Raw genomic sequence first — 20,749 nt, forward strand, 5'->3', positions numbered from 1 at the left:
GCTGAACCGGGCGCACGGCCGTCGTCGGGGGAGCCTCAGGCGCTCCACTCCGGATAGTCGGTGTAGCCGGCCTCGCCACCGCCGTAGAAGGTCGCCGGGTTCTGCTCGTTGAGCGGCAGCTTCTCCTGCAGCCGCCGGGGCAGGTCCGGGTTGGCGATGAACGTACGTCCGAAGGCGGCTGCATCGATCAGGTCGGCCTCGATGAGCCTCTCGGCCTTCTCCGAGGTGTAGGCGCCGGCAGCCACGATCGGGCCGGGGTGAGCGGCGCGCAGCTGCTTGCGGTAGTCGTCGGACAGCTCGGGGCCACCAGCCCAGTCGGGCTCGGACAGGTGCAGGAATCCGATGCCGCGCTTGCCGATCTCGGCGGCGAGGTAGAGGCCCATCTCGGCGCCCTCGGGGTCCTCGACACCGTTGAAGGAGCCGATCGGGGAGATCCGGATGGCGACGTGCTCGGCGTCCCACTCGGCGATGACCGCGTCCAGGACCTCGAGGACGATCCTGGCGCGGTTGGCCAGGGAGCCGCCGTAGGCGTCGGTGCGCTCGTTGCTGCTCGCACTGGCGAACTGGTGGAGCAGGTAGCCGTGGGCGGCGTGGACCTCGACCAGGTCGAAGCCGGCCTCGCGGGCGTTGCGGGTGGCGCGGCGGTAGTCGTCGACCAGACCCGCGATCTCGGAGGTCTCCAGCGCGCGGGGCGTGGGGCAGTCGACGCGGGTCGGGGTGCCGTCCTCGCCGCGTACGGTCGTCCGGTTGCGGTAGGGGAGGGCGGAGGCGCTGACCGGGAGGGCGCCGTCGTGGAAGGACTCGTGGGAGACCCGGCCGGTGTGCCACAGCTGCGCGGCGATCCGGCCGCCAGCCTCGTGGACCGTGTCGGTGATCCGCCGCCAGCCCTCGACCTGCTCGGGCGAGTAGATGCCCGGGGTGTCCATGTAGCCCTTGCCCTGCGGCGAGATCTGGGTGCCCTCGGAGATGATCAGGCCGGCCGAGGAGCGCTGGCGGTAGTAGTCGGCCATCAGCGCGTTGGGTACGTCGCCCGGCTGGCTGGCGCGCATCCGGGTCAGCGGCGCCATCAGGACGCGGTTGGGGAGGGTCGTCGAACCCAGGCTCAGCGGGGAGAAGAGTGAGGTCATGTCGCGCTCAACTGAGCGGTTGCTCATATTGTTCCCGGCTGTGCTGCAGAGGCTGAGTCGGCGATGACCAGTGCCCCCATGACGCCGGCGTTGTCGCCGAGCTCGCTCGGGACGACGTCGAGCGCTGCGGCGGTGTCGGGCTGGGTGAACCGGTCGATCGAGTCCTTGATGCCGAGGACGAAGGACTCCGAGTGGCGCATCGTGTCGCCCACCACGATCAGCGCCGGGTTGAGGTGGTTGCAGAGATCGGCGAGCACGCGGCCGACCGCACGACCGGCGTCGTCGAGGATCCGGTTGACCCGGATGTCGCCCTCCTGGGCGAGCTCGAGCAGCCGCTCGACGCTGAGGGTCTCCTCGTAGGCCGGCTGCAGCAGCTCGACCAGCCGGGTCCCGCCGAAGGCCTTCTCCAGGCAGCCGCGGTTGCCGCACCGGCAGATCGGGCCGTTGTCCTCGAAACGTACGTGGCCGATCTCGCCGGCGATCCCGGTGATCCCGCGGTGGAGCTTGCCGTCGAGGACGAGGCCTGCACCGATGCCGCTCGATGCCTTGACGTAGATGACGTCCTCGACGTCGCGTGCTGCGCCGTAGGTCGCCTCGGCGAGGGCGCCGAGGTTGGCGTCGTTCTCGACCCGGACCGGTAGGGAGAGACGGCTGGCGAGCTCCTCGCCGGGAGCGAGCCCGATCCAGTTGGCCAGGATCGGCGAGGCCACGACGGCGCTGTGCGGGTCGACCGGCCCGGGGATCCCCATGCCGACGCCGAGGACCCGGTCACGCTTCGGGTCGATGCCCGCCTCGGCCAGGCACTCGCGCACCATCGCCGCGGCTCGGTCGATGGTCTCGACGGGGGAGTTGTCGGCGTCGAGCCGGATCTCGTGCTCGGCCAGGGGCTTCGCGGCCAGGTCGGCGACCGCGACCCGGACGTGGCGGTGGCCGATGTCGACGCCGACGAGGGTGCCGGGAGCGCCGCTGAGAGTGAGGAGCGACGGCGGCCGGCCGCCGCTGCGCGGCACCGCGGCGTCCGTGGTCTCGACGATCTGCTCGGCTGCGAGCAGCTCCTGGACGATGCTCGACACGGTGCTGCGGGACAGCCCGGTGCGTCGGGCGAGCTCGGCGCGACTGACCGGCGCCGACCGGCCCAGAAGGTCCAGCACCTGGGTGCGATTGGCGACGCGCATCCGCGACTCCGGTGTGGTCATGCCGTGACTGTAGGTGATTATGTCGATTTGCGACAGATCTCAGGTTGGAAACGTCCTGCGTTATGCATTGACTACACAGAAAGCGCAGGCGTACGTTGTCCCGGCACGCGGCCGCGGAGTAACCCAGATCACCCCCGACGTGGCGGTCGCGCAAACCGGAGGACAACATGAACGCAACGCGTAAGGCCTTGGCCGCCGGCCTGGCCGCCCTGAGCCTGCTGGCGGTCTCCGCCTGCGGGAGCGACAGCGAGAGCGGCAGCACCGACGAGGTGGAGGTCTTCACCTGGTGGGCCGAAGGTAGTGAGAAGGCCGGGCTCGACGCCCTGGTCACGGTGTTCGACGAGCAGAACCCCGACCTGAAGTTCGTCAACGGTGCCGTCGCCGGCGGTGCGGGCAGCGACGCGAAGAACGTGCTCCAGTCGCGCCTGCAGAACGGTGAGCCGCCGGCCACGTTCCAGGCGCACGCGGGTGCCGAGCTGACCGACTACATCAACGCCGGCCAGATCGAGGACCTCACCGACCTCTACGAGGAGAAGGGCTGGAACGAGCACTTCCCGGAGGGTCTGCTCGAGCGGCTGAAGCAGGACGGCGGCATCTACTCCGTCCCCTCGAACATCCACCGCGCCAACGTGCTCTGGGCCAACCCGGCCGTCCTGAAGAAGGCCGGCATCGAGGCCGACACGACCTACGACTCGCTCGACGCCTGGATCGCGGATCTCAAGAAGATCAAGGCCAAGGGCATCATCCCGCTCTCGATCGCGACCGACTGGACCCAGGTCCACCTCCTCGAGACCGTGCTCCTCGCCGATCTGGGCGCCGAGGCGTACAACGGTCTCTGGGACGGCACCACCGACTGGGGCGGCAGCGAGGTCGAGGCCGCGATCGAGGACTACAGCACGCTGCTCTCGCTGACCAACACCGACCGTCAGGGTCTGGACTGGCCGGACGCGACCCAGCTGGTCATCGACGGCGACGCCGCGTACAACATCATGGGCGACTGGGCCGAGGCGGCCTTCCAGGAGCAGAAGAAGACGCTCGGCACCGACTACACCGCGGTCCCGGTCCCGGGCACCGACGGCGTCTTCGACTTCCTGGCGGACTCGTTCACCATGCCGGTAGACGGCCCCAACCCCGAGGGCACCGAGGCCTGGCTCGAGACCATCGCCAGCGACGAGGGCCAGGTGGCCTTCAACAAGGCGAAGGGCTCGATCCCGGCCAGCACCACCGCCGACACCGCTGACTTCGGTGAATACCAGCAGACCGCGATCAAGTCGTGGGGCGAGGACGAGATCGTCTCCTCGCTCGCTCACGGCGCCGCGACCTCGGTCAACTGGCTGACCGACATCACCGCGGCCGTCGCGAAGTTCGGCAGCAACAACGACGCCGCCGAGCTCCAGGACGGTCTCGTCGAGGCCGCCGAGGACAACAAGCCCGAGTAAGCGCGTCATCCGGTCCGAGAGGCTGCGGTCGCACCTGCCGCCGCAGCCTCTCGGCCGCCCTTGTGAAAGGACGGACACATGTCCTCCACGGTGCCGAGCGCCGTCAAGCGGCCACGACGACCCAAGGGCCGCATCGGCGGCCACGGGTGGGTCGCGCCCGTACTCCTGATCCTGCCGACCGTCATCGTCATCGGCGTCTTCGTCTACGGCCTCATCGGGGCCAACATCAACACCTCCCTGCAGGACCGGCACACCATCGGGCCGTCCCAGGGTTTCGCGGGGTTGGAGAACTACCGCGACCTGTTCACCGACGACGACTTCATCTACTCGCTGCGCAACCTGCTGCTCTACACGGCGACGTTCCTCGTCGGCACCCTGTGCCTGGGGTTCCTGTGGGCCTGGCTGCTCGAGCGCAAGTCCCGCGGCGAGTCGCTGTTCCGCGCCATCTACCTCTTCCCGATGGCGGTCTCGTTCGTCGCCTCCGGTGTGGTCTGGCGCTGGCTGCTCAACAACGCCGAAGGCGACCGTGCCTCGGGGCTGAACCGGCTCTTCGAGTCGCTCCACCTCGGCTTTCTGGCCAACCCGTGGTGGACCGATGAGCGGTGGGGCATCCTGGCGATCGCCGTCCCCGCGATCTGGCAGCTCAGCGGCTACGTGATGGCGCTGTTCCTGGCCGGCTTCCGCGGGATCCCCGAGGAGCTGCGCGAGGCCGCCCGGATGGACGGCGCCTCGGAGTGGCAGCTCTACCGGCACGTGATCTTCCCGCAGCTGAGCCCGGTCGCCCTCTCCGCGATCATCATCATCGGCCACATGTCGTTGAAGGTCTTCGACCTGATCATGGCCATCGCGGGCCAGACGAACTACACCACCCAGGTGCCGGCCACCCAGATGTGGATCGAGTTCACCCGCGGCGACTACGCCAAGTCGGCCGCCATCGGCACCGTGCTGCTGGTGATCGTGGCCATCCTGATCGTTCCCTACCTCGTCTCCACCTACCGTCAGGAGCGCCGCCGATGACTACTGATGCCATCCCGGCAGCCGTCGCAACCAGGATCCCGGGCGAGCGCTCGCGCGGGATCTGGCGCGCCGTCAAGTACATCCTGCTGATCGGCTTCGCGCTGGTCGTCCTGCTCCCGGCGTACGTCCTGTTCGTCACCAGCTTCAAGGGGCTCGGTGACGCGACTCCCGCCAACGCCTGGAAGCTTCCCGAGTCCTGGGAGACGGCCGGCTGGTCGCGCGCCTGGGAGCAGCTCGGGCCGGCGCTGGGACGTACGTTCGCGATGGTCATCCCGGCCTCGATCATCTCCTCGGTGCTCGGCTCGATGAACGGGTTCGTGCTCTCGAAGTGGCGGTTCCCGGGCGCCGACGTGGTGTTCACACTGATCCTGTTCGGGATGTTCATCCCCTACCAGGCCGTGATGGTGCCGCTGGTCCAGCTGATGGGCAACCTCGGTGTCCCGAACGGCATCCCGAGCCTGATCGTGCTGCACGTGGTCTATGGACTGCCGATCACCACGCTGATCTTCCGCAACTACTACGCGGCGGTCCCGGTCGAGCTCGTCGAGGCCGCACGGGTCGACGGTGCCGGCATGCTCCGGACGTACGCCTCGATCATCCTGCCGATCTCCGCACCGGCGTTCGTGGTGGTCTTGATGTGGCAGTTCACCTCGGCCTGGAACGACTACCTGTTCGCGCTCTTCTTCTCGACCTCGCGCAACGGGCCGGTGACGATCGCGCTCAACTTCCTGGCGAGCGGTCAGCTGCAGGACTACTCCGCCAGCATGGCGGGCGCGCTGATCGCGTCCGTCCCGACGCTGATCATCTACATCCTGCTCGGCCGCTACTTCGTCGGCGGGCTGATGGCCGGATCGGTCAAGGGATGATGGACCGTTGATGGACACGGACGTCGAGTGCCGTCGGCTGGCCGGGTTCGCCCGGGCGTCGGCGGCCTCGCCCGCGGGCTTCTGGTGGCTGGACGAGTCGGGCCGCCCGGACCCGGCCGAGCCGGTGCACACCTGGATCACCGCCCGGATGACCCATGTCTTCGCGCTCGCGCACCTGCGCGGGGACGTCGACGGTGCCGCGGAGCTCGCAGCCCACGGCATCCGGGCGCTGAGCGGTGCCCTGCGCGACGACGAGCTCGGTGGCTGGTACGCCTCGGTGTCGGCGGAGGGGGAGCCGGTCGGCACCCTCAAGGAGGCGTACGCCCACGCCTTCGTCGTCCTGGCCGCGAGCAGCGGCGTGGCGGCCGGTGTTCCTGGTGCAGACGCGCTGCTCGAGGAGGCGCTGGGCGTGATGCGGCAGCACTTCCTCGACGACTCCGGCCGGGTGGTCGACAGTCTCGAGCGCGATCTGGGTTCCGGGGAGGCCTATCGCGGCGCCAACTCCAGCATGCACACGGTGGAGGCGTTCCTGGCTGCGGGCGATGTCACCGGTGACGCCGCCTGGCATCAGCGGGCACTGGTGATCGCCGAGCACCTGATCCACGGGGTCGCCCGCTCGCACGGTTACGACCTGCCGGAGCACTTCGACCTCTCCTGGTCGCCGGTGCTCGACTACAACGCGGACCGTCCCGGTGACCCCTTCCGCCCCTACGGCTGCACGCCGGGCCATCTGCTGGAGTGGTCGCGGCTGCTGCTGCACCTGGACGCGTCCCTGCCGGATCCGCCGTCGTGGCTGGTCGAGGACGCCAGGGCGCTCTTCGCGCGTGCGGTCGAGGTCGGCTGGTCCGCCGACGGCGAGACCGGCTTCGTCTACACGACCTCCTGGGACGGCACACCGGTCACCCGGCTGCGGCTGCACTGGGTGGCCGCCGAGGCGCTCGCCGCCGCCGGAGCCCTGCACACCCGCACCGGCGAGGCCGGCTATGACGAGTGGCGTCAGCGGTTCGAGGCGTACATCGAGGTGTTTCTGGTCGACCGAGACCTCGGCAGCTGGCATCACGAGCTGGACGAGCACAACCGTCCCTCGCACGTCATCTGGCACGGCAAGCCGGACGTCTACCACGCCTACCAGGCGCTCCTGCTCGCCCGGATGCCGCTGGCGCCGGTGCTGTCGGTGCAGCTGCGCGAGGCGGACCGGAGGCCGTAGCACCCGGGTCGCCGGTCGTCCCGGCCGTCCCGGGGGTCCCGCCTCAGGCGACGGTGCGGTGGGGCAGGACCACCGGTGCGCCGCTCATCGGGTCGGTGACGATGGTGGCCTCGATGTTGAACACCTCGCGCAGCAGATCGGTCGTGATCACCTCGTCGGGCCGCCCCTGAGCGACGATCCGGCCGGCACGCATGGCGACGATGTGGTGCGCGTAGCGGCTGGCGAGGTTGAGGTCGTGCAGGACCAGAGCGATCGTCCGGCCGTGCTCGCGGTTGAGGGTGGCGACCAGCTCGAGGACGTCGAGCTGGTGGGCCAGGTCGAGGTAGGTGGTCGGTTCGTCCAGAAGCAGCAGGTCGGTGCCCTGGGCGACGGCCATGGCGATCCAGGCGCGCTGACGCTGACCACCGGAGATCTCATCGACGTCCCGGTCGGCGATCTCCGTGGTTCCGGTGGCTTCCAGGGCCTGGGCGACCGCGTCGGCATCTGCGTCGCCCCACTGCCGCCACCAGCTCTGGTGGGGGTGCCGCCCGCGCGAGACGAGGTCGCGCACGGTGATGCCCTCCGGGGCGATGGGTGTCTGCGGCAGGACTCCCAGGATCTGGGCGACCTCACGCGAGGGGCGCTCGGAGATCGCCTTGCCATCGAGGAGCACGGTGCCGGCGGCCGGCGCCAGGAGCCGCGCGAGGGCGCGCAGGAACGTCGACTTGCCACATGCGTTCGGCCCGACGACCACGGTGATCTTCTGGTCGGGTATGGCCAGGGTCAGGTCTTCGACGACGACCCGCTCGCCGTAGGACAGGGTGATCCGGTCTGCGACCAGGCGTGAGCTGGAGATGTTCATCAGACGACCGACTTCCGGGGTTTGCTGCGCTGCAGCAGGTAGAGAAGGTAGGGCGCACCGACGAGAGCGGTGAGCACCCCGACGGGCAGTTGGAACGGGAAGAGCGTGCGCGCGAGCGTGTCGGCCACCAGCACCAGCAGGGCACCGGTCAGGCCGGCCAGGACCGGCGGGATGTCGGGAACAGCAGCCATCCGGCGAGCCAGCTGCCCCGAGACCAGGGCGACGAACGCGACCGGACCCGCGGCCGAGGTGGCCAACGCGGCCAGGCACACGGCGATGACCACCAGCAGGACGCGCGAGCGCGCCGTGCGTACGCCCCAGCCGGAGGCGACGTCATCGTCGAAGAGCAGAGCACGGTTGGTGTGCGCGAGCACGAGGGCGGCGGGAGCCAGCACGGCCAACCCGATCATCACGGGGACCACGTCGGTCCAGGTGCGGGCGTTGAGGCTGCCGGTGATCCACACCGCCGCCCGCTGGGCGTCGTAGATGTCGACCAGGGTGAGCAGGTACTGGGTGAGCCCGGTGAGCGCGGCGGTGAGTGCGATCCCGACCAGCAGGATCCGCTGGCCGCGCAGCGCGCCGTCACGGGCGAGTGCGGCGATCGACGCCGCGGCGGCGAGCCCGCCGGCCAGAGCGGCGAAGGGGACCGGGACCGCCCCGATCGGGCCTCCCAGCGAACCGATGGCGATCACCGCGACGACCGCACAGGAGGCGCCGGCACCGATGCCGAGCACATCGGGACTGGCCAGAGGGTTGCGCAGCACGCTCTGGCTCAGTCCACCGGCGATGCCGAACGCTGCTCCGACCGCCAGCGCGATGACCACGCGCGGGAGCCGGACGTCCACGACGGCATAGACAGTGTTCTCGGCGCCGTGGCCGAGGAGAGCCGAGAACAGCTGCATGGGCGGAGTCCATCGGTCACCGACGCTGAGGGCGGCCCCGACCACGACCAGCAGCACGACAGAGGTCACCGAGATCGCGCCGACGACGCGGCGGCGCGGGCGCCAGCGTGGGGTCAGGAGGCCGGTCATGACAGACGCTCCCGGCGCCGCGGCCGACGGGTCAACCAGATGAAGAAGGGGGTGCCGACCAGGGCCGTGACCACGCCGGCCTGCACCTCGGCAGGCCGGGCGACCACGCGGCCGAGCACGTCGGCGGCCAACAGCAGCACCGGCCCCAGCACCGTGGCCGTGACCAGGACCCGGCGTACGTCCTGGCCGACGATGGCGCGGGCCATGTGCGGGATGATGAGCCCGACGAAGGCGATCGGCCCGGCGAGCGCTACCGCGGTGCCGGAGAGGAGCACGACCGCGGCACCGGCCAGGACCCGCGTACGCATCACCTTCACGCCCAGTCCGGCGGCGGTGTCATCGCCGAGGGCCAACGTGTTCAACGAACCGGACATGGCGACGGCGAGCACCGCGCCGCCCGCGGCGCACACCGTCGCCGGGATCAAGATGGCCGGCGTCGGCACGCTCAGCGCGCCGACCACCCAGAACCGATACTGATCCATGGTGGCCGCGTCGAAGAGCACGACCCCGGAGACGACGGCACCCAGCAGTGCGGTCAACGCCATTCCGGCCAGCGTCATGTTCACCGGGGTGATGCCCTCAGGGGAGCGGGCGGCGAAGGCGTAGACCGCGATCGTGGCCAACGCCGCTCCGACCAAAGCGAGGCCGACCCGGGCCGGCCCAGCCGCGATCCCGAAGAAGGCGCTGCCGACCACGATCGCGACGGCGGCGCCCGAGGAGATGCCCAGCAGGCCGGGGTCCGCGAGCGGGTTGCGGGTAGCCGACTGGGCGAGGACCCCGGCTGCGCCGAGGCAGGCGCCGACCAGCAGCCCGAGCAGGGTGCGGGGCACCCGCAGCTCCCAGATGACCGTGGCGGCCACGCTCTTGTCGCCGCCCAGGGCGCCGAGCACCTCGCCGACGGAGATGACCCGTGCCCCGAACAGCAGGCTGGCGAGGACCGCGAGCGCGAGCGCCGCCAGCCCGATGGGGAGGAACGCCGTCACCGGCACCCGCGAGCGGGCGCCGGTCGCACGGATCGTCAAGACTGCTCGGCTGCGAACGACTCGAGGTCGTCCAGGACGAGCTCGGCGCCGCGGACCCCCAGGCCGAGGTACCAGGTCTCGTCGGAGACCTCATGGACGACGCCCTTGTTCGCGACCGCAGGGACCTGCGACCAGAGCGGCCCGTCGACGACGGTGGCCTGCTCGGTGCCGGCCGGGTCGCCGTAGGTGCCCCACAGCAGCCAGTCACCCTCGGCCATCGTGATCTCCTCCGCGGAGATCTCCACCGCCAGGTCGTCGATCGACTCGGCCTCGGGCCGGGGTAGCCCGGCGTCGGCGAGGATGATGCCGATGAAGGAGTCGTTGGCGTAGAGCCGGATCTTCCCGGCCATGAACCGCAGCATCGAGACGGTCGGCGCCGTGCCGCCGTTGGCCTCGGTGATGGTCGTGCCGATCTCGGCCGCGCGCTGTTCGTAGGCGTCGAGCAGCTCCTGCGCCTTGATCTCCTCGCCCAGGGCCGCGGCGTTGAGCAGGAAGTTCTCCTTCCACAGCACACCAGGCCGCGGCGCCAGGACGGTCGGAGCGATCTCCTGCAGCTTCTTCTTGAGGTCGTCGTCCTCGATCCGCAACGAGGTGCCGAGGATGAGGTCGGGCTCGAGGTTCTTGATCTGTTCCAGGTCGAGGGCGTCGTAGGGGCCGAGGTCGACGGCATCGCCCACCTTCAGATAGGACGGCGCCACCTCGGCCTCGGCCGGGTGCGCGATGCCGACGGGCTCGACGCCGAGCGAGATCACGTTGTCCAGCTCACCGGTGTCGAGCACGATCACCCGCTCCGGGCGCTCGGGAATCTCGGTCTCGCCGACGGTCTCGTTGGCGACGATGTTGCGGATCGTGCGGGGGAACTCGCCGGGGGCGGCATCGGTGCCGAGCTCGGCGGCGAGCTCTTCGACACTCGCGAATCCCTCCTGCCCGGTTGCCACGCCCGACTGGTTCTTCCCGTCGGACTCGGTGCTGCCACATGAGGTGAGCAACAGCGCACCGGCGGCGGCGACCGCGAACGTGCGGACGAGATGACGCATCAGGGCTCCTTGGGGGATGGTTGAGAGAACGAACCGTCCGCTGGGGCGTGCCTGACGCACGGCTCCCTGAGATCGGGTTGGGACTAAGGGTAGCCTTGCCTACTGCCGGCGGAGCCGCGGGGGCTCAGGCGGCTTGGAACGAGCGCCGGGAGAGTCCCAGGCCGTAGCCGTCCAGGGTCGTGGTGACCGGAGCCGTCGGGTCCGTGGCCGCGCCCAGCGTGACGAAGAGCGGAGTGAAGTGCTCGACGGTCGGGTGGGCGTAGGGCATGCCGGGGGCGGCGGTGCGGAACCGGGCCAGCTCGGCGACGTCGCCGCGGTCCAATGCGTCGGCGGCCCAGGCGTCGAAGTCGGCGGACCAGCCGGCGGGCTTGTTCTCGGTCATCATCTCGCGGGTGATGAACGGCAGCCCGTGGGTCATGTGGCCCGAGCCGACCACAAGGACGCCCTCCTCGCGCAGCGGCCGCAGGCGCTCGCCGAGGGCGAGCAGCTTGTCGGGGTCCTCGGTGGGCAGGGAGAGCTGGACGACCGGGATGTCGGCGGCCGGGTACATGATCTTCAGCGGCACCCAGGCACCGTGGTCGAGGCCACGGCGAGTGTGCTGGTGGGCACTCTCGGCGTCGGGCATCAGTGCGGCGGTGGTGCGGGCGAGCTCGCTCGCGTCGGGGGTGTCATAGCGCACCGAGTGGTAGATCGGGTCGAAGCCGCCGAAGTCGTAGACCAGCTCGTCGGGGCGGGTCGCGCTGATCGACAGAGGTGCCGACTCCCAGTGAGCGGAGACGACCAGGATGGCCTTCGGGCGGGGCAGCGAGCGCGCCCAGGCGTGCAGCGGGTCGAGCCACTCCGGGCTCTGCAGCGGCAACGGGCCGCCGCCGTGGGACAGATAGAGGCTCGGCAGTGGTCCGTCCTCCGGGGTCCAGGCGCGGTGCGGGTCGGTCGCCTCGCGTGCCTCGACGGCACGCAGGTGCTGGGCGAACGGATGCGTCTGGGGGAGGCGGGCGTCCGCGGCGGCGGTGGTGCTCTCGGGAGGGGTGGTCATGGTGGCTCCTGCGGCTCAGCACAATAGTTGTTGCTTGAACTAACTCTAGGCGACCACTGTTTGTTCCGGGCAACTTTCTGCGGCAGACTCCGTGGGCGTGGAGGGCAACTGGCTGTCGCCGGCAGAGCGGGCGGCATGGGTCCGCCTGATCGCCGTGCTCGAGCTGCTCCCGGGCGCCCTCGACTCCCAGCTACGCCGCGACGCCGGCCTGACCCACTTCGACTACGGGGTGCTGGCCATGCTGTCCGAGGCGCCCGAGCGGACCCTTCGGATGACCGAGCTGGCCGGCTACACCAATGCGACGCTGCCGCGGCTCTCCAACGTCGTCAAGCGCCTGGTCGAGCGCGGTTTCATCGAGCGGCACACCTGCCCGGGGGACCGCCGGGCGACCAACGTACGTCTCACCGAGACCGGCCACCAGAAGATGGTTGCCTCGGCCCCCGGCCACGTGGACGCGGTGCGTGAGTACGTCTTCGATGCGCTGAGTCCCGAGCAGGTCGACCAGCTCTCCGAGATCGCGGGGAGCGTGCTCGAGCGTCTTGATCCGACCGGCACCCGGCGCCCGCCGATCGACGAGGGGACCTCGGCGTAGTCGGGCTGACCCTTCGGGGATCAGGGTGCGATCGCCCCGCCCATCACCTCGCGTGGCCGGCCACTGCGGCTCGGGTGTGCTCGACAGCTCGCTCGCGCAGGGCGGTGCCGCCGCCGGTGACGATGCCGATGCTGAAGCCGTCCCACATCGCGCGCAGGCGCTCGGAGACGCCCTCGCGGTCGGGTACGTCGGGGAGCGCCGCCGCGAACAGCCGGACCAGGTCGGCGTGCCACTCGTCGTCCATCGCGCGCTGTGCGGCGGCGAGCTCGGCGTCGTACGGCGCCCGGGCCCACAGCTCCAGCCAGAGCAGCCAGCGCGGGTCGCGCTCGTCGAGGGCGAGGTAGACGTCGGTGAAGGACAGCAGTGCGTCGACCCCGCCGGAGCCGTCCTGCTCGACCTTCTCCAGGATGGGCGCCCGCTGGGCGGCGTACTCGTTCTCGCTCCATCGCAGGGTCTCGAGCAGCAGACCGTTGCGGGTGCCGAAGTAGTAGAGGAGATGGCCGCCGCTGGTGCCGAGTCGAGCGGCGAGAGACGCCATCGTGACCTTGGCGAGCCCCTGCTCGGCCACCATCTCCAGCGTGGTCGCGAGCACCTGCTCGCGCGGTCGTTCCAAGCGTCTGTTGGAGCGTGTGCGTGTCACTTCACCAGTGTCCCCTCATGCTCGCTTCGCAAAATTTTTGGTCCGGCCCCTTGACTCTAGCGGTGATCTGGGTCACTTTGAACATCGTTCAAAGTTTTGTACGGCGTTCAAAACCCGCTGTACCCTGATTCCCCAAGGAGACCCGCGATGATCGAATCCATGCAGGTGACCCCGGACGGGGTGAAGCCGGAGCATGAGCAGGGACGGCTTGCGCGGGTGCTCGGCCCCGGTGCGGCGGTCCTGCTGGTGCTCTCGTGCATCACACCCGCCTCGAGCCTGTTCATCATCGTCCCCGAGCTGTTCGCGACCCAGGGGAGCGGTGCGGTGCTGGCCGTCGTGGCCGGCTTCGCGGTCTCGGTCGCGATCGCCGCCTGCTACGCCGAGCTCGGCACCCGCACCGCCAGCTCCGGGGGTGAGTACGCGATGGTCACTCAGACGCTCGGCAGGTCGATGGGCTGGCTGACGTTCTCCCTGGCGGGCGTGCTGCTCTGGCTCATCCCGCCGATCTTCGCCCTCGGCACCGCCGACTACCTGGCCGACCTGGTCGAGCTGCCGCGGGCCGCGACCGGTGCGATCGTCATGCTCGTCTCGACCGCCACCGCGATCCTCAACATCAAGGCCAACGCGGTCGTCACCGGCACCTTCCTCGCCCTCGAGCTGATCGCCGCGGTCGTCGTCACCGTCCTCGGGCTCGGCCACGTCCAGCGTGGCCCCGGCGAGCTCGTCTCGCCGCACGTCATCGGCGAGAACGGCCTGGAGCCGTTCACCCTGGCGATCCTCATCTCCGGTCTCGCGGTGAGCACGTTCCTGGTCAGCGGCTTCGGCACCACGGTCTACCTCTCCGAGGAGATCGTCGACCCGCGTCGCAACGTCGCCCGCGTCATCTTCTGGACCCTCGGCCTGGGCGGCCTGGTCATCCTCGTCCCGACCGTGACCACGGTCCTCGCTGTCGACGACCTCAGCGACCTCGCGTCCGGCAACTTCTCCCAGTGGGTCGCCGCCTGGGGCGGCGAGGGCGTCGCGGTCGGCGTGAACGTCGCCATCGCCATCGCGATCCTCAACGCCGTCATCGTGATGGTGCTGCAGAACGCCCGGGTCGTCTACGCCTCGGCGCGTGACCGTTCCTGGCCGTCGCCGATCAACGGCGTCCTCACCAAGCTGCACCCGCGCTACGCCACCCCGTGGCTCGCCACCCTGGTGATCGGGATCCCCGGCGCGATCCTCGCCGGCGCCGTCGAGATCGAGGCGCTGCTCGGCGTGACCTCGGTGGTCATCTCCACGATGTACGTCGTCGTCGCGATCGCCGCGCTCCGTGCCCGCCGTCAGGGTTCGGCCGCCCAGGGCTGGCGGATGCCGCTGTGGCCGCTGCCGCCGCTGGTCGTCATCGGCGCGATCGGCTACGCGCTGGTCGGCTCGGCGCGTACGGACGTCCTGATCGCGGCGGGAGTCGTGGTCGCCGCGCTCGCCTACTACTACCTCTACCTCGCCCGCCGCCCCGGCGAGCGGTTCCTCGTCGTCGACCCGACCGAGGAATGAGCGCATGATCGAACCACAAGAATCGAACGAGAAAGAAGAACACCATGGCTCGCTACGGAACCCAGTTCGGCCCCGACATCACCTTCCTGGGTGTCGACCGGTGTGACTGGGCCGACCCCGCGACGTACGAGGGTGCCGACGTCGTCATCCTCGGTGCCCCCTTCGACGGAGGTACGTCGCACCGGTCGGGCACCCGCTTCGGCCCGCAGTTCATCCGGCAGACGTGCTACCTGGCCCACGACGGCTCACGGCCGTCGCTGGCGATGCGGGTCGACGCCCTGCAGGACATCCGTGTGCTGGACGCGGGCGACGTGGAGATGTTCTCCGGCGACGCCGAGCGCTCGGTGCGCGACCTGCAGGAGGCGGTCCACGCGGTGACGAGCAACGGTGCCATCCCGCTGGTGCTCGGCGGCGACCACACGATCGCCTGGCCTGACGCTGCGGGTGTCGCCCAGCACATCGGCCAGGGACGCGTCTCGATGATCCACTTCGACGCCCACGCGGACACCGGTGACATCGAGTTCGGCTCGCTGATCGGCCACGGTCAGCCGATGCGCCGGCTCATCGAGTCCGGCGCGCTGCGTGGCGACCGGTTCCTGCAGATGGGGCTGCGCGGCTACTGGCCCGAGCCCGAGACGCTGGACTGGATGGCCGAGCAGGGGATGCGGTCCTACGAGATGACCGAGATCGTCCACCGCGGCCTCGAGGAGTGCCTCACCGAGGCCTTCACCATCGCCACCGACGAGTGCGACGGCGTCTTCCTCTCCGTCGACATCGACGTGTGCGACCCCGGCCATGCACCTGGCACCGGCACCCCGGAACCGGGCGGCCTGACCGCCCGCCAGCTGCTCGACGCGGTCCGCCGGATCGCCTACGAGCTGCCGGTGGTCGGCATCGACGTGGTCGAGGTCTCCCCGCCCTACGACCACGCCGACATCACCTCGTTCCTCGCCAACCGCGTCGTGCTCGAGGCGCTCTCGGGCATCGCCCGGCGCAAGCGCGACCAGGCCGACGGGACCCGCTGGGACCCGAGCCTCCCGCTGCTCGCCCAGCGCCCGGACCGGCGTCCCACCGACAACCAGGAGAACTGACATGACCACCCATGACGTGATCGTGGTCGGCGCCGGCGTGACCGGTCTGACCGCGGCCTGGCGGCTCGCGCAGGCGGGCCAGGACGTACTCGTCCTGGAGGCGCGCGACCGCGTCGGCGGCCGGCTGCGCACCGAGGCGCACGGCGCCCCCGGTGCCGAGGCCGACTTCGAGATCGGCGGCCAGTGGGTCTCGCCCGATCAGGACGCCCTCATCGGCATCCTTGACGAGCTCGGCCTGTCGACCTACCCGCGCTTCCGCGAGGGCGAGTCCCTCTACGTCGACAAGGCGGGCGTCGTGCACCGCTTCGGTGACGAGCTCCCGGTCGAGGAGTCCACCTCGGCCGCCATCGCGCAGCTGACGAAGACCCTCGACGGGTTGGCCGCCGCGATGGACCCGGCCCGGCCGTGGGATCTCGACGACGCCGACCACCTCGACAGCGTCTCGTTCCGCGCCTGGCTCGAGCAGCAGTGCGACGACCCGGTCGCCGTCGACAACGTCGCGCTCTACATCGGGCCGGCGATGCTGACCAAGCCCGCCCACTCCTTCTCCGCCCTCCAGGCGGTGCAGATGGCCGCCAGCGCCGGCTCGTTCAGCAACCTCGTCGACGCCGACGTCATCCTCGACCGCCGGGTCGTCGGCGGGCTCCAGCGGGTGCCGCTGACCCTGGCCGAGCGCCTCGGTGATCGCGTACGTCTCGGTCAGGACGTCACCCACATCGAGTGGGACGAGGACGGTGCCGTCGTCCACGTCGGCACCGAGATCCATGCCGCGCGCCGGCTGGTCCTCGCGGTCCCGCCGACCCTCGTCAAGCGGATCCGGTTCAGCCCCGAGCTTCCGGCCGAGCACCGGATCGCCCGCGAGCACCAGTCGTTCGGACTGGTCATCAAGGTGCAGGCGCAGTACGCCACGCCGTTCTGGCGCGCCGACGGACTCAGCGGCACCGGCTTCGCGCCCTGGCAGCTGGTCCACGAGGTCTACGACAACACCCCCGAGGGCGAGCCGCGCGGCACGCTGGTCGGCTTCGTCTCCGACGAGCGCGCGGACGCGGTCGGGCGGCTCTCCGACGAGGAGCGGCGGACTCAGGTGCTGGAGTCGCTGGCCTCCTACTTCGGGGAGGCAGCGCTCGAGCCGCTCACCTACGTCGAGAGCGACTGGCAGCACCAGGAGCTCACCGGTGGCGCGTACGGGACCAGCTTCGACCTCGGCGGCCTGACCCGCTGGGGCGCTGTCCTCCGCGAGCCCCTCGGGCCCATCGAGTTCGGCAGCAGCGATGTCGCCGGTCACGGCTTCCAGCACGTCGACGGTGCCGTACGTGTCGGGGACGAGATCGCTCGGAGCATCCTCACCTAGGCCGAGGCGTCACCTACGTCGGCCGAGGCGTCACCTACGTCGGCCGAGGCGTCGCCTGCGTCGACCCAGATGTCACGTGCGGCCAACTCGGCCGACGGGCCTGACGTTTCGGTCGGCGGGGCTGACGTTTCGGCAGGCAGGGCTCACGCTTCGGCGGGGGCGACGTCCGCGCCGTAGCGTGCGACGCAGAAGGCCGAGAGCCGGTCGGCCAGGGCCGTGAGGGCGTCGGCGGCGTGGTGGTGCGGGTCCCAGGCGGCGTACAGCCTGATCCGGACCCTGCCCGCCGGCGCCTCGATGTGCAGCGGCACCAGGCCGAAGCGCGGGTCGTCGGAGACGACCGCGATCCCACGGCCCGAGGCGGCGAGCGCCTGGGCGACCTGGGCGTTGGACACCTCGAGGACGTCACCGTAGCCGACGGCGGCGTCCTCGACGGCTGCGTCCAGGAGCGGTCGCGGCCGCAGGTCTTCGGTGAGCAGCACGAGCGGACGGCCGACCAGGTCGCGTACGTCGACGGAGGCCTGGTCCGCCCAGGGGTCGTCGGGACGGACGTAGGCCCACACCGGCAGCACGGCCAGCGCCCGAGAGGCCAGGGAACGGCCCGGCGGCCGGGTGACGATCGCCAGGTCGGCGCCGGCGCGGACGGCGGCGACCGCGCCGCGTGGATCGAGCTCGCGGACCATCGCGACCGGGTCGTCGGGCCCGAGCGTCGCCAGGAACGGGGCGAGGACGTCGGTGAGCGTCGTGGACGGGACCGCCAGATGCAGCTCGTCCAGCCGGCCCGACGCGAGCACGGCCACGGTTCGTTCGAGGTCGTCCGCGTGCGCGAGCAGGTCGCGGGCGCGGGGGAGGAGGTCCTCGGCCGTGCGGGTGAGCCGCAGCCGTCGGCCCTCCCGGGCGAACAGCGGCACGCCCAGGTTGGCCTCGAGCTGGCGCAGCTGTCGCGACAGCACCGGCTGGGTCACGTGCAGCACCTCCGCTGCGCGGGTTGCGGAGCCTGCGTCGGCAGTCGCGACGAAGTAACGCAGCAGGCGCAGATCCATGCTCATGAAGCATGATTGTAGTAGTCAAAAGGTCTTGGACGACATGTGTTGCCGGGGTTCATGCTGATCCCATGACCGAGCTCACGCCCCTTGAACAGTCCCGCCTCCTGCGTACGCCGCTCCCCGGCCCCCGCTCCCAGGAGCTCATGGCCCGCAAGGTCGCGGCCGTGAGCCAGGGTGTGGCCACCACCATGCCCGTCTTCGCCGCCCGTGCGGCCGGCGGGATCGTCGAGGACATCGACGGCAACCGCTTCATCGACCTCGGCTCCGGCATCGCGGTCACCACGGTCGGCTCCAGCGCCGCCAAGGTGGTCGACGCGGTCTCCGAGCAGGTCGCCGCCTTCACGCACACCTGCTTCATGGTCACGCCCTACGAGGGCTACGTGGCCGTCGCCGAGCAGCTCGCCCGGCTCACTCCGGGTGACCACGAGAAGCGCACCGCGCTGTTCAACTCCGGCTCCGAGGCCGTCGAGAATGCGGTCAAGATCGCCCGCTCGTTCACCGGCAAGGACGCGGTGGTGGTCTTCGACCACGCCTACCACGGGCGCACCAACCTCACCATGGCGATGACGGCGAAGAACATGCCCTACAAGCACGGCTTCGGGCCGTTCGCCGGCGAGGTCTACCGGGCCCCGATGTCCTACCCGTTCCGCGACGCCCCCGAGATCGATGGCAAGCTGGCCGCCGCCCGCGCGACCGCCCAGATCGAGACCCAGGTCGGTGCCGAGAATCTCGCCGCCGTCGTGATCGAGCCGATCCAGGGCGAGGGCGGCTTCATCGTCCCGGCGCCGGGCTTCCTCGCCGCGCTGGCGGAGTGGTGCCGCGCCAACGACGTGATCTTCGTGGCCGACGAGGTGCAGTCCGGCTTCGGCCGCACCGGCACCTGGTTCGCCGTCGAGCACGACGACGTGGTCCCGGACCTCGTGGTCAGCGCCAAGGGCATCGCCGGCGGCCTCCCGCTCGCCGCGGTGACCGGTCGCGCCGACGTCATGGACGCGGTCCACCCCGGCGGCCTGGGCGGCACCTACGGCGGCAACCCGCTCGCCTGCGCCGCCGCGCTGGCCGTGATCGAGACCATCGAGGCCGAGGACCTCCTCGCCCGGGCCCGCGAGATCGAGGAGCGCCTGCTCGGTCGGCTCCGCGACCTGCAGAAGACCGACCCGCGCATCGGCGACGTACGCGGCCGGGGCGCGATGATCGCCGCCGAGTTCGTCGACCCGGCGACCGGCAACCCGGACGGCGCGACCGCCAAGGCCGTCGCCGCGTACGCCCACAGCCAGGGCGTCATCACCCTGACCTGCGGCACCTGGGGCAACGTCATCCGCTTCCTGCCGCCGCTGAGCATCTCCGACGAGCTGCTCGACGACGCCCTGGACGTGCTCGCGGCCGGCCTGGAGCAGGTGTCGTGACCGTCACGATCGAGAGGCCGGCGTCGACCGAGACCAGCGTCCTCGACGACGCCCGCGCGCAGCTCGCGCAGGCGGTCGAGGTGCTGGGGCTCGGCCCCGAGGTGCACGCGATGCTGGCCGCGCCCCGCCGCGAGGTGAGCGTCAGCATCCCGCTGCGCCGCGACGACGGGTCGGTCGAGGTGCTGCGCGGCTACCGCGTCCAGCACAACTACTCGCGCGGCCCCGGCAAGGGCGGCGTACGCTTCGACGCCCGCGTCGACCTGGACGAGGTCCGCGCGCTGGCGATGTGGATGACCTGGAAGTGCGCGCTGCTCGACGTCCCCTACGGCGGCGCGAAGGGCGGCGTACGCGTCGACCCGCGTGGCTACAGCACCGCCGAGCTCGAGCGGATCACCCGGCGCTACACCTCCGAGATCGCACCGCTGATCGGCCCGAACCAGGACATCCCCGCCCCCGACGTCGGCACCGACGAGCAGACCATGGCCTGGATGATGGACACCTACTCCGTCGGTCGTGGCCACACCGTCCTCGGTGTGGTGACCGGCAAGCCGATCTCGGTCGGCGGGTCGCTGGGCCGGGCCGGCTCCACCTCGCGCGGCGTGGTGGCGGTCGCCGTCCAGGCGCTGCGCCACGTCGGCATCGCTCCTGAGGGCGCCACCGCCGCGGTGCAGGGCTTCGGCAAGGTCGGCCGCGGAGCCGCCCGCTTCCTGGCCCGTGAGGGCGTCCGCGTGCTCGCGGTCAGCGACGTCAACGGCGCGGTGCACCACGCCGGCGGCCTCGACATCGACGCGCTCGAGGCGCATGTCGACGAGACCGGCAGCGTGGTCGGCTTCCCCGGCGGCACCCCGATCGAGAGCGAGGAGGTGCTCACCGCGGACGTCGATCTCCTCGTTCCCGCCGCGGTCGAGGGCGTCATCCACGCCGAGAACGCCGGCCAGGTGCGCGCCCGCGTCGTGGTCGAGGGCGCCAACGGCCCGGTGACCACGGCTGCCGACGAGGTGCTGGCGGCGAACGGCGTGCTCGTCGTTCCCGACATCCTCGCGAACGCCGGCGGCGTGGTCGTGTCCTACTTCGAGTGGGTCCAGGCCAACCAGTCCTACTGGTGGAGCGAGGCGGAGGTCGACGAGCGTCTCGTCGAGCGGATGAACCGCGCCTGGGACGATGTTCTTGCCTATGCCACCCAGCACCAGCTGTCCCTGCGCCTGGCGGCCACCTGTATGGCCGTCGAGCGCGTCTACCGAGCCCACGAAGTGAGAGGCCTCTACCCGTGA

General features: G+C 70.7%; 19 protein-coding genes. 10 read left to right on the forward strand and 9 right to left on the reverse strand.

The features are described from left to right. Window positions 1-35: 35 nt before the first annotated feature. A complete protein-coding gene (gene nemA, locus WBG06_RS12315; protein ID WP_336737049.1) occupies window positions 36-1,127 on the reverse strand; it encodes an N-ethylmaleimide reductase in 1,092 nt (363 codons plus the stop codon). A gap of 23 nt (window positions 1,128-1,150) precedes the next feature. Then, window positions 1,151-2,323, reverse strand: a complete 1,173-nt coding sequence (locus tag WBG06_RS12320; protein ID WP_336737050.1) for an ROK family transcriptional regulator — start codon at window positions 2,321-2,323, stop codon at window positions 1,151-1,153. 167 nt (window positions 2,324-2,490) lie between these two features. Here WBG06_RS12320 and WBG06_RS12325 point away from each other — a divergent pair, with 167 nt between their 5' ends. The 4 genes from WBG06_RS12325 to WBG06_RS12340 all read left to right on the forward strand — a co-directional run bounded on the left by WBG06_RS12325 (window position 2,491) and on the right by WBG06_RS12340 (window position 6,852). After that, window positions 2,491-3,762, forward strand: a complete 1,272-nt coding sequence (locus WBG06_RS12325; RefSeq protein WP_336737051.1) for an ABC transporter substrate-binding protein — start codon at window positions 2,491-2,493, stop codon at window positions 3,760-3,762. 78 nt (window positions 3,763-3,840) lie between these two features. Continuing rightward, window positions 3,841-4,779: a carbohydrate ABC transporter permease gene (locus WBG06_RS12330; protein WP_336737052.1), complete on the forward strand. Its 939-nt coding sequence runs from the start codon at window positions 3,841-3,843 to the stop codon at window positions 4,777-4,779. Continuing rightward, a complete protein-coding gene (locus WBG06_RS12335) occupies window positions 4,776-5,645 on the forward strand; it encodes a carbohydrate ABC transporter permease (protein ID WP_336737053.1) in 870 nt (289 codons plus the stop codon). The genes WBG06_RS12330 and WBG06_RS12335 overlap by 4 nt, the downstream gene beginning before the upstream one ends. Window positions 5,646-5,655: 10 nt before the next feature. Next, window positions 5,656-6,852, forward strand: coding sequence for an AGE family epimerase/isomerase (locus WBG06_RS12340; protein WP_336737055.1), 1,197 nt, complete (start codon window positions 5,656-5,658; stop codon window positions 6,850-6,852). Between the two features lie 43 nt (window positions 6,853-6,895). Here the strand turns inward: WBG06_RS12340 and WBG06_RS12345 are convergent, their stop codons facing one another. The 5 genes from WBG06_RS12345 to WBG06_RS12365 form a co-directional block, all read right to left on the reverse strand. Next, the gene (locus tag WBG06_RS12345) at window positions 6,896-7,693 is read right to left on the reverse strand and encodes an ABC transporter ATP-binding protein (RefSeq protein WP_336737056.1); all 798 of its coding nucleotides are present in this window, start codon (window positions 7,691-7,693) and stop codon (window positions 6,896-6,898) included. After that, window positions 7,693-8,724 carry a FecCD family ABC transporter permease gene (locus WBG06_RS12350; RefSeq protein ID WP_336737057.1) on the reverse strand — a complete coding sequence of 344 codons (1,032 nt, stop codon included), beginning with the start codon at window positions 8,722-8,724 and terminating at the stop codon, window positions 7,693-7,695. Before WBG06_RS12350 ends, WBG06_RS12345 begins: the two co-directional genes overlap by 1 nt. Continuing rightward, complete coding sequence (locus WBG06_RS12355; protein ID WP_336737058.1) at window positions 8,721-9,746, reverse strand: FecCD family ABC transporter permease; 1,026 nt, start codon at window positions 9,744-9,746, stop codon at window positions 8,721-8,723. Before WBG06_RS12355 ends, WBG06_RS12350 begins: the two co-directional genes overlap by 4 nt. Next, complete coding sequence (locus WBG06_RS12360) at window positions 9,743-10,783, reverse strand: iron-siderophore ABC transporter substrate-binding protein (protein WP_336737059.1); 1,041 nt, start codon at window positions 10,781-10,783, stop codon at window positions 9,743-9,745. The genes WBG06_RS12355 and WBG06_RS12360 overlap by 4 nt, the downstream gene beginning before the upstream one ends. A gap of 124 nt (window positions 10,784-10,907) precedes the next feature. Beyond that, window positions 10,908-11,819: a dioxygenase family protein gene (locus WBG06_RS12365; RefSeq protein ID WP_336737060.1), complete on the reverse strand. Its 912-nt coding sequence runs from the start codon at window positions 11,817-11,819 to the stop codon at window positions 10,908-10,910. Window positions 11,820-11,916: 97 nt separating this feature from the next. Between WBG06_RS12365 and WBG06_RS12370 the strand changes: the two genes are divergently transcribed. Beyond that, window positions 11,917-12,411, forward strand: a complete 495-nt coding sequence (locus WBG06_RS12370) for a MarR family winged helix-turn-helix transcriptional regulator (RefSeq protein WP_336737061.1) — start codon at window positions 11,917-11,919, stop codon at window positions 12,409-12,411. Between the two features lie 43 nt (window positions 12,412-12,454). Here the strand turns inward: WBG06_RS12370 and WBG06_RS12375 are convergent, their stop codons facing one another. After that, window positions 12,455-13,051, reverse strand: coding sequence for a TetR/AcrR family transcriptional regulator (locus tag WBG06_RS12375; protein WP_336737062.1), 597 nt, complete (start codon window positions 13,049-13,051; stop codon window positions 12,455-12,457). A 147-nt stretch (window positions 13,052-13,198) separates the two neighbouring features. On the opposite strand from WBG06_RS12375, the gene WBG06_RS12380 reads away from it, so the two are divergent. The 3 genes from WBG06_RS12380 to WBG06_RS12390 are packed head-to-tail and all read left to right on the forward strand — an operon-like array spanning window position 13,199 to window position 17,029. Continuing rightward, window positions 13,199-14,587, forward strand: coding sequence for an APC family permease (locus tag WBG06_RS12380; RefSeq protein ID WP_336737063.1), 1,389 nt, complete (start codon window positions 13,199-13,201; stop codon window positions 14,585-14,587). Between the two features lie 44 nt (window positions 14,588-14,631). Beyond that, on the forward strand, window positions 14,632-15,678 hold the full coding sequence (gene speB, locus WBG06_RS12385; RefSeq protein WP_336737064.1) for an agmatinase: 1,047 nt from the start codon (window positions 14,632-14,634) through the stop codon (window positions 15,676-15,678). 1 nt (window position 15,679) lies between these two features. Next, on the forward strand, window positions 15,680-17,029 hold the full coding sequence (locus WBG06_RS12390; protein WP_336737065.1) for a flavin monoamine oxidase family protein: 1,350 nt from the start codon (window positions 15,680-15,682) through the stop codon (window positions 17,027-17,029). A gap of 143 nt (window positions 17,030-17,172) precedes the next feature. Here the strand turns inward: WBG06_RS12390 and WBG06_RS12395 are convergent, their stop codons facing one another. Then, a complete protein-coding gene (locus tag WBG06_RS12395) occupies window positions 17,173-18,075 on the reverse strand; it encodes a LysR family transcriptional regulator (RefSeq protein ID WP_336737066.1) in 903 nt (300 codons plus the stop codon). A gap of 65 nt (window positions 18,076-18,140) precedes the next feature. Here WBG06_RS12395 and gabT point away from each other — a divergent pair, with 65 nt between their 5' ends. Together gabT and WBG06_RS12405 are read left to right on the forward strand one after the other, a co-directional pair. Next, window positions 18,141-19,478 (forward strand): 4-aminobutyrate--2-oxoglutarate transaminase, encoded by a 1,338-nt coding sequence (gene gabT, locus WBG06_RS12400; protein WP_336737068.1) that lies wholly within the window; start codon window positions 18,141-18,143, stop codon window positions 19,476-19,478. Beyond that, window positions 19,475-20,749: a Glu/Leu/Phe/Val family dehydrogenase gene (locus WBG06_RS12405; RefSeq protein WP_336737069.1), complete on the forward strand. Its 1,275-nt coding sequence runs from the start codon at window positions 19,475-19,477 to the stop codon at window positions 20,747-20,749. The genes gabT and WBG06_RS12405 overlap by 4 nt, the downstream gene beginning before the upstream one ends.

Origin of the sequence: Nocardioides sp. CCNWLW239, assembly GCF_037137035.1 — a bacterium.
In the GTDB taxonomy this organism is placed as follows: Bacteria; Actinomycetota; Actinomycetes; order Propionibacteriales; family Nocardioidaceae; genus Nocardioides.